This window comes from Gilvimarinus sp. 1_MG-2023 (assembly GCF_030548285.1).
The window spans coordinates 1-292 of sequence record NZ_JAUOSC010000774.1 but is presented as its reverse complement, the minus strand read 5'-3'; the positions used below and the strand labels follow the sequence as shown (position 1 = coordinate 292).

The 292-nt window shown below is 56.5% G+C and carries 1 protein-coding gene; it reads right to left on the bottom strand.

The genetic code is table 11. The features are described from left to right. Window positions 1–292: histidine kinase dimerization/phospho-acceptor domain-containing protein (locus Q4563_RS18995; RefSeq protein WP_303605619.1), on the bottom strand; the 292-nt coding region annotated here is incomplete at both ends.

Genomic DNA, 292 nt, shown 5'->3' with positions numbered 1-292 from the left:
GAGCATATCGGCGACCATGCGGGCCAGTCGTTCTTCTTCTTCAAGGCTGGAATACAGCAGCTCGCGGTAGGCATTGAGATCACGGGGTTGCCCGAGCATGAGTTGGGTTTGGGTGATCAGATTGGTGAGCGGGGTACGCAGTTCGTGGGCAATATCGGCGGAAAAATTGGACAGCCGTTCGAAGCCGGTTTCCAGCCGCGATAGCATGTCGTTAAACGCTTGTATCAGTGGCACCAGTTCGGAGGGGGCCTGGTTGGGGTCTAGTCGGTTGTTCAGCTGTTCGGAGTCGATG